This is a genomic window from Flavobacterium sp. (assembly GCF_021151785.1).
Classification (GTDB): Bacteria; Bacteroidota; Bacteroidia; order Flavobacteriales; family Flavobacteriaceae; genus Flavobacterium.
The window spans coordinates 24,062-31,119 of the sequence record NZ_JAGKWP010000015.1 but is presented as its reverse complement, the minus strand read 5'-3'; the positions used below and the strand labels follow the sequence as shown (position 1 = coordinate 31,119).

Sequence of the window (7,058 nt, the reverse complement as noted above, 5' to 3'; positions counted from 1 at the left end):
AAAATTTAATTTTGCCAAAAAATTAACTATGAATTTTGAAAATTTAAAGCCCCAAGTTGAAATAATTGTTCAAAGTCAATTAGAAAGAGACCAAAAACTTCAAAAAATATGCCAACTATTATCTGAATCTGTAACTCATTATGACTGGGTCGGCTATTATTTTGCTAACCATGAAACAAAAACATTACACTTAGGACCTTATGTAGGTGCAGAAACAGATCATACGGTAATTCCTTTTGGGAAAGGTATTTGTGGTCAAGTAGCAGAATCTAACACTAACTTCGTTGTCCCTGATGTTAAAGCTCAAGATAATTATATCGCTTGTAGCATAACAGTAAAATCCGAAATTGTGGTTCCTCTGTTTGTCAATGGAATAAATATTGGCCAAATTGACATTGACAGCCATGTATTAAATCCATTTACAGAAGAAGACGAAAACTTCTTAGAATTTGTAAATGAGCAAGTTGCTACACTTTTTTAGTTTATAAATGCGAAAAGGTTTGGTAATTAAAAAAATAAAGTTACCTTTGCACCCGTATTGAGAAACACTCAATCTACATAATAATTATTTAAATAATATTAGCATGTATTTATCGAAAGAGAAAAAAGCTGAAATTTTTGCAACTCACGGAGGTGCAGCAACGAACACAGGTTCAACAGAAGGACAAATCGCATTGTTTACTTTTAGAATCAATCACTTAACTGAGCACTTAAAAAGAAATCGTCATGATTACAACACTGAGCGCTCATTAGTAAAGTTGGTAGGTAAAAGAAGAAGTCAACTTGACTACTTAAAGAAAAAAGATATCAACAAATATCGTGAGATTCTGAAAACATTAAACATCAGAAAATAATTCAAGGGGGCTTTGTGCCCCTTTTTGTTTACAAAAAAAAGACAGACAAAGTTTGGTTTTTCATTGGGTTTCAAACAACTACAACAACACACAACAACAACACAACTAAACCCTTTGTTTAAATTATTTATTGAACGAACAATTTATGATTCCAAAAGTAACCCAAGAAATTATCGATTTAGGTGATGGAAGATCAATCACAATCGAAACAGGAAAATTAGCCAAACAAGCAGATGGGTCTGTCGTGGTACGTATGGGCGACGCTATGTTGCTTGCGACTGCAGTTTCTGCCCGTACTGCCAATCCAGGAGTGGATTTTTTACCATTAACAGTAGATTACCGCGAAAAATTTGCTGCAGCTGGTCGTTTCCCAGGCGGATTCTTTAAAAGAGAAGCCCGTCCAAGCGACCAAGAAATTTTAACCATGAGATTAGTTGATCGTGTTTTGCGTCCACTTTTCCCAGACGATTACCATGCTGAAACCCAAGTAATGATTCAATTAATGAGTCATGACGATAATGTAATGCCAGATGCATTAGCTGGATTAGCTGCTTCTGCAGCCCTAGCTGTTTCAGACATTCCATTCTATAATTTAATCTCCGAAGTGAGAGTTGCTAGAGTAGATGGTAAATTAATCATCAACCCTAGCCGAGAAGAACTAGAACAATCTGACATAGACATGATGATTGGAGCTTCTAAAGATTCTGTTTGTATGGTGGAAGGTGAGATGAAAGAAATATCAGAAGCCGAAATGGTAGAGGCTATTAAATTTGCTCACGAAGCGATTAAAGTCCAAATTGAAGCTCAAGAAAGATTAAGAGCAGCAATTGGTTCGCCTGCTTACAGAGAATATGAACCAGAAAAAGAAGATGAAAGCATTTACGAAAAAGTAAAAGCAGCTTCTTATGACAAATACTATGCTATCGCACAAGAAGCATCAGCAAAAAGTGAAAGAGGAGAAAAATTTGCAATTGTTAAAGAAGAAGTTAAAGCTTTATTTTCAGAAGAAGAATATACAGAAAACCCAGATTTAGCAGAATTAGTAAGCAAATACAATTATAAAGTTCAAAAAACAGCAGTTCGTAACGTAATTTTAGAAAAAGGAATTCGTTTAGATGGTAGAAAAACAACTGATATTCGTCCAATATGGTGCGAAATCGACTATTTACCATCAGTTCACGGTTCATCTATTTTTACTCGTGGAGAAACTCAAGCTTTAGCAACTGTAACTTTAGGAACTTCAAGAGAAGCGAATGTAATTGACTCGCCATCTGAACAAGGTGAAGAGAAATTCTACTTACATTATAACTTCCCTCCATTCTCAACTGGTGAAGCAAAACCTTTAAGAGGAACTTCAAGAAGAGAAGTTGGTCACGGAAATTTAGCACAACGCGCATTAAAAAATATGATTCCTGCTGATTGTCCTTACACCATTCGTGTAGTTTCTGAAGTATTAGAATCTAACGGATCTTCTTCTATGGCTACAGTTTGTGCAGGTACAATGGCATTAATGGATTCTGGTGTTCAAATGGTAAAACCAGTTTCTGGAATTGCCATGGGATTAATTACAGATGGTGAGAAATTTGCTGTGTTATCTGATATCTTAGGGGATGAAGATCACCTAGGAGACATGGACTTTAAGGTAACGGGAACTGCTGACGGTATTACCGCTTGTCAGATGGACATCAAAATCGATGGTTTACGTTACGACATCATGGAACAAGCCTTAGGTCAAGCTAGAGAAGGTCGTATGCATATTTTAGGTAAAATTACTGAAACTATTGCTCAACCACGTCCTTCAGTTAAACCAAATGCTCCGAAAATCATCACTAGAACTATCCCTGGAAACTTTATTGGAGCCTTAATAGGTCCTGGTGGTAAAGTAATTCAAGAATTACAAAAAGCTACTGGAACAACCATTGTTATTAATGAAGTTGACGAAAAAGGAGTAGTTGAAATTTTAGGAACTAATCAAGATGGAATTGATGCAGTATTAGCGAAAATCGATTCAATTATTTTCAAACCTGAAGTTGGAGAAGCTTACGAAGTAAAAGTAATTAAAATGTTAGATTTTGGCGCTGTTGTAGAATACACAAAAGCTCCCGGAAATGAAGTTTTATTACACGTATCAGAATTGGCTTGGGAAAGAACTGAAAATGTAGCTGATGTTGTTAAAATGGGAGATGTTTTCATGGTAAAATACCTAGGTGTTGACCCAAAAACTAAGAAAGAAAAAGTTTCTAAAAAAGCACTATTACCAAGACCGCCAAGAGAAGACAAACCTACTGAGAAAAAAGATAAACCTCAAGGTTAATTTAGTTAAGTTAATTCATAAAAAGAGCCTCAATTTAAAATTAAATTGAGGCTCTTAAATTTTATTTCAATTATTTGTAACTTTTTTGAAACCTCTTACGTATAACAATAAGAACTTTAAAAAAGTAAGGAGAGAATTTAATGAGACAACTTAAAATCACCAAGCAGGTTACCAACCGTGAAACCGCTTCCCTTGACAAATATTTACAAGAAATTGGCAAAGTTGACCTTATCACTGCTGATGAAGAAGTAGAGTTAGCACAACGTATTAAAGCAGGTGACCAAAGAGCACTTGAAAAATTAACAAAAGCTAATTTACGTTTTGTTGTATCAGTAGCTAAACAATATCAAAATCAAGGATTAACACTTCCAGATTTAATTAATGAAGGAAACCTAGGATTAATCAAAGCCGCTCAACGTTTTGATGAAACTCGTGGATTCAAATTTATTTCTTATGCTGTGTGGTGGATTCGTCAATCTATTTTGCAAGCATTAGCAGAACAGTCTCGTATCGTACGTTTACCTTTAAATAAGATTGGTTCAATCAATAAAATCAATAAAATGTACGCTTTATTGGAACAATCTAACGAACGTGCTCCTTCAGCTGAAGAAATTGCAAAAGAGTTAGACATGACGGTAAATGATGTTAAAGAGTCAATGAAAAATTCAGGTCGTCACTTGTCAATGGATGCTCCTCTAGTAGAAGGTGAAGATTCTAACTTATACGACGTTTTACGTTCAGGTGAATCTCCAAATCCTGATAGAGAATTAATTCACGAATCATTACAGACTGAAATTGAAAGAGCATTAGAAACTTTAACACCAAGAGAAGCTGATGTGGTTCGTTTGTATTTTGGTCTAGGTGACCAACACCCAATGACTTTGGAAGAGATTGGAGAAACTTTTGACCTAACTCGTGAGCGTGTTCGTCAAATTAAAGAAAAAGCGATTAGAAGATTAAAACATACTTCTAGAAGTAAAATATTAAAAACTTATTTAGGATAACACTTTAACAAACTAAGTGTGACACTATAAAGATAACAACGGTCTTATGACTGTTCGTTTTTTGATTGATGATTGAAACCTCGGCTGATTACCGAGGTTTTATTTTTAGTACTTTTACATTTCTGCTTAAAGATTTTTAAACTTATCTAGTATAAACTATCTTTGCAACAACAACACACACTTTATACACATGAAAAACACATTAATTGCTCCATCTATATTAGCAGCAGATTTTGCTAATTTACAACGTGACATCGAAATGATTAACATTAGCCAGGCCGATTGGTTTCATATTGACATTATGGACGGCGTTTTTGTTCCTAATATTTCATTTGGAATGCCTGTTTTAGAGGCTATTACTAAACATACAAAAAAAACTATTGATGTACATTTAATGATTATTGATCCTGACCGTTATATTACTACTTTTAAGAAATTAGGGGCTGACTATTTAACCGTTCATTATGAATCATGCACCCATTTACATAGAACTCTTCAAGCTATCAAAGCAGAAGGTATGAAAGCTGGTGTAGCATTGAATCCGCATACAAATGTTGCTTTACTAGAAGATGTAATTAATGACATTGACTTGGTTTGTATAATGAGTGTAAATCCTGGTTTTGGAGGACAATCATTTATTGAAAAAACATATGATAAAGTGGCTCAATTGGCTGAAATTATCAGAAGAAATAAAGCCCATACCCTCATTGAAATTGATGGTGGAGTAACTAATAAGAATGCAAAAAAACTAGTAGACGCTGGGGCTAATGTGTTAGTTGCTGGCAGCTATGTTTTTGGCGCAAAAGATCCCATTGCAACTATAGCCGACCTAAAAGTAATTACGAAATAATACAAAGAATAAAAAACCTGATTTGAGTGAGTATTAAATCAGGTTTTTTATGTTAATATTGATCAATTAAATACTGAATCAAATCAGTTGTGGTCACAATTCCTACCAATAGATCTCCTTCACATACTGGCAATGCATGAAACTCTCTTTTCGCTAAAATTTCAGCTGTAGCTTTAATTGTAGTCTCTGGTGAAACCGATACAAGATTTTTAGACATTACTTGTTCTACACTAAACATATTATAAACAGTTGAATCTATAATAGTATCATCTTCATCCACAGCATCAGCAAAAGAAATTCGCAACAAATCTGTATAGCTCAACATACCTACAATTTTATTACTATTCACTACAGGAATATGTCGGATATGATTCTTTTTAAATAAAGTTTCAGCTTTAGTTAACGTATCTGTAATATTCAACTTAATGATACTTGTCGTCATTATAGTTGAAACAGGGACATTTTTTTTCATATACTATCTAATTAATAGTATAAAATTAATTTAATTTCAATACAAAAACTATGACATATATCACTTCATTACTGAATTTGGTTTGAAATAATTTTCGTTAAAATTAATCATTTGTTTTAATTTGGTATAAACACCAGGAAAGTACGTTTTTAGTTCTTCTGGTGATTCGAAAAAATGTTCAAGTAAAACAGCTACAAACTCATATTGATCAGTGAATGCATAGTCTCGAATGATTCCAGAATCTAGCAACTTCGCTTTCAACTCCGTATTTTCCATTGCTCGATACATACTTTCTAACTCCTCTTTAAATAATACATGACTAGTTTTATCATTTTGCATTGACTTGATATGCAATGCGTGTGTAAACTCATGTAAACCAAGATTTAATTTATCATTTGTAATAGCAATTCCTTCATAAAAATGTTTCCAAGAAAGCACAATTGCTTTTAATTTTGGATTAAATTCTCCTTTATGGTATTGTTGTGTCTCTTCTGAAAAATAAATATCTGGATGAATATAAATCGTCTTAATCAATGGATTCATGTAATCTCTAAGACCAAAAGTTAATTTTACATGAGTAGCTGCAATCAGCACTTTCATTTCTTCATCAATCAATAAAGATAAACTTTCAAATTGAGTCTTTTCTATAAAATGACGTACCCTATGATCAAAAAAACGCTTATATTTTGGCTTCAATCTTCGGTAAAATGAAAAGTGCTCTACTAGGATACTTTGATGATGTAACGATACTTTTTTAGTAAACAATTGAGCAAAAACAAAAAGAGGTTTTTTATACTTACGTTGGTAAATAATTTCTATCAAATAAAATCCAAAGAAAACAACCATCAAGATCAATGGAAGTACACATAAAACCATTCCTACATAATCTGCAAAAACCAACTCATAGTTTTCTGCAATGGTTTGCTCTTCCATAAAAAATAAATTAGTGACCTCGAAGGGAGTCGAACCCCCAACCGCTGGAGCCGAAATCCAGTGCTCTATCCAATTGAGCTACGAGGCCTTTGTATAACAAGTGATTTAAAAACCACTTGTTTTTACTATGCTAAAAGTTTCTTTACAACGTTAGAAATGGTTTTACCATCCGTTTTTCCTGCCAATTCTTTAGAAGCCAACCCCATAATTTGCCCCATAGCCGCCATACCTGAAAAACCGTTATCAGTAATTATTTTTGCTACAACTACTTCTACTTCAGCCTCTGTTAATTGCGCAGGCAAGAATTTTTCTATTACAGCAACTTGAGCTAATTCTGGTTCAGCTAAGTCAGCACGTCCTTGCTCTTTGTAAATAGTAGCGCTGTCTTTTCTTTGTTTTACTAAACGTTGTAACATTTTAATCTCATCCTCTGCGGATAACTCATCCCCGGCTCCTGCCTCAGTCTTAGCTAATATTATAGCCGACTTAATAGCACGTAAAGCTTCCAACGCTATAGTATCTTTTGCTTTCATGGCTTCTTTCATATGATCCATGATATTTTTTTCTAAACTCATTGTTTTATTTTTAAGGTTTTTGAAATCGTATATTTGAATTGCGAAATTAATAAAAA

At 33.7% G+C, this 7,058-nt stretch carries 8 protein-coding genes and 1 tRNA gene; 5 read left to right on the top strand and 4 right to left on the bottom strand.

Going from position 1 to position 7,058, the window contains the following annotated elements; translation table 11 throughout:
• The first annotated feature begins 28 nt into the window (after positions 1–28).
• The 5 genes from QZ824_RS02910 to rpe all read left to right on the top strand — a co-directional run bounded on the left by QZ824_RS02910 (position 29) and on the right by rpe (position 5,022).
• The gene (locus QZ824_RS02910) at positions 29–481 is read left to right on the top strand and encodes a GAF domain-containing protein (RefSeq protein ID WP_291274535.1); all 453 of its coding nucleotides are present in this window, start codon (positions 29–31) and stop codon (positions 479–481) included.
• Between the two features lie 103 nt (positions 482–584).
• Complete coding sequence (gene rpsO, locus QZ824_RS02905; protein ID WP_014389310.1) at positions 585–854, top strand: 30S ribosomal protein S15; 270 nt, start codon at positions 585–587, stop codon at positions 852–854.
• A gap of 145 nt (positions 855–999) precedes the next feature.
• Positions 1,000–3,168, top strand: coding sequence for a polyribonucleotide nucleotidyltransferase (locus QZ824_RS02900; protein WP_291274533.1), 2,169 nt, complete (start codon positions 1,000–1,002; stop codon positions 3,166–3,168).
• A 140-nt stretch (positions 3,169–3,308) separates the two neighbouring features.
• Positions 3,309–4,172: a sigma-70 family RNA polymerase sigma factor gene (locus QZ824_RS02895; RefSeq protein WP_014389330.1), complete on the top strand. Its 864-nt coding sequence runs from the start codon at positions 3,309–3,311 to the stop codon at positions 4,170–4,172.
• Positions 4,173–4,362: 190 nt separating this feature from the next.
• The gene (gene rpe / locus QZ824_RS02890; protein ID WP_291274532.1) at positions 4,363–5,022 is read left to right on the top strand and encodes a ribulose-phosphate 3-epimerase; all 660 of its coding nucleotides are present in this window, start codon (positions 4,363–4,365) and stop codon (positions 5,020–5,022) included.
• A gap of 52 nt (positions 5,023–5,074) precedes the next feature.
• Here the strand turns inward: rpe and QZ824_RS02885 are convergent, their stop codons facing one another.
• From QZ824_RS02885 to QZ824_RS02870, 4 genes are all read right to left on the bottom strand, one after another.
• Positions 5,075–5,494, bottom strand: coding sequence for a CBS domain-containing protein (locus QZ824_RS02885; RefSeq protein ID WP_291274531.1), 420 nt, complete (start codon positions 5,492–5,494; stop codon positions 5,075–5,077).
• A gap of 60 nt (positions 5,495–5,554) precedes the next feature.
• Positions 5,555–6,427, bottom strand: coding sequence for a zinc-dependent peptidase (locus tag QZ824_RS02880; protein WP_291274530.1), 873 nt, complete (start codon positions 6,425–6,427; stop codon positions 5,555–5,557).
• A gap of 14 nt (positions 6,428–6,441) precedes the next feature.
• Positions 6,442–6,515, bottom strand: a tRNA-Arg gene (locus QZ824_RS02875).
• Between the two features lie 37 nt (positions 6,516–6,552).
• Complete coding sequence (locus tag QZ824_RS02870) at positions 6,553–7,002, bottom strand: GatB/YqeY domain-containing protein (protein ID WP_291274529.1); 450 nt, start codon at positions 7,000–7,002, stop codon at positions 6,553–6,555.
• Positions 7,003–7,058 lie beyond the last annotated feature (56 nt).

Excerpts from the sequence above, each read along its gene's own strand:
- rpsO (WP_014389310.1), top strand. The coding sequence starts at position 585 with ATGTATTTATCGAAAGAGAAAAAAGCTGAAATTTTTGCAACTCACGGA.
- rpe (WP_291274532.1), top strand. The coding sequence starts at position 4,363 with ATGAAAAACACATTAATTGCTCCATCTATATTAGCAGCAGATTTTGCT.
- QZ824_RS02885 (WP_291274531.1), bottom strand. The coding sequence starts at position 5,494 with ATGAAAAAAAATGTCCCTGTTTCAACTATAATGACGACAAGTATCATT.
- QZ824_RS02900 (WP_291274533.1), top strand. The coding sequence starts at position 1,000 with ATGATTCCAAAAGTAACCCAAGAAATTATCGATTTAGGTGATGGAAGA.
- QZ824_RS02880 (WP_291274530.1), bottom strand. The coding sequence starts at position 6,427 with ATGGAAGAGCAAACCATTGCAGAAAACTATGAGTTGGTTTTTGCAGAT.
- QZ824_RS02910 (WP_291274535.1), top strand. The coding sequence starts at position 29 with ATGAATTTTGAAAATTTAAAGCCCCAAGTTGAAATAATTGTTCAAAGT.
- QZ824_RS02870 (WP_291274529.1), bottom strand. The coding sequence starts at position 7,002 with ATGAGTTTAGAAAAAAATATCATGGATCATATGAAAGAAGCCATGAAA.
- QZ824_RS02895 (WP_014389330.1), top strand. The coding sequence starts at position 3,309 with ATGAGACAACTTAAAATCACCAAGCAGGTTACCAACCGTGAAACCGCT.